Origin of the sequence: Dysgonomonas termitidis (assembly GCF_042654545.1) — a bacterium.
GTDB lineage: Bacteria > Bacteroidota > Bacteroidia > Bacteroidales > Dysgonomonadaceae > Dysgonomonas > Dysgonomonas termitidis.
In genome coordinates, this window is sequence record NZ_JBHSGN010000168.1 from 1 (window position 1) to 534 (window position 534).

General features: G+C 46.1%; 1 protein-coding gene. It reads left to right on the plus strand.

The features are described from left to right. Window positions 1–534, plus strand: a 534-nt coding sequence (locus ACFO6W_RS25290; RefSeq protein ID WP_380001769.1) for a hypothetical protein, incomplete at both ends; no start/stop codon positions are given.

Sequence of the window (534 nt, forward strand, 5' to 3'; positions counted from 1 at the left end):
CAGGCGAAAAGCGGAGGGGACAAAGATTCCCGCAAAGGCATAACAAAGCCTTCACAAAGGGGCAGCAAAGACCTCACAACTAACAAGAATGATAAGAATGATAAGAACGAAAAGAATGATAAGGAGAAAGAATCTTCATATAAATATTCAGATTCTTCTTTATCTTCTCCCGGTCTTTCTCCTTTACCTTCCCCCTGCCTTTCTTCTTTTCCTTTACCTTCTTCCCTTCCTGCATGCGTATCCCCTTCCCACTCATCCGGGGAAGATAAAGCGGCTGCCAGTGCTAAAAACTGGAGGGATGATTTCGGTACATACCTGGACGGGTTAAGGAAAGCCTATGACGCCCTTATGTCGGATGAAGGCCTGCTGAACAAAATGCAGCGCTACCATCCGAACGTGGATATCAAATTATCGGTCGAAAAAGCCTGTGTCGAGTTCTGGTCATTGGAAGCCGGATGGAAAAACAAGAAAAAGGCCAGGTCGCAGGCCATAGACTGGCAGGCAACCTTCCGTAATGCGTTAAACATACAATCA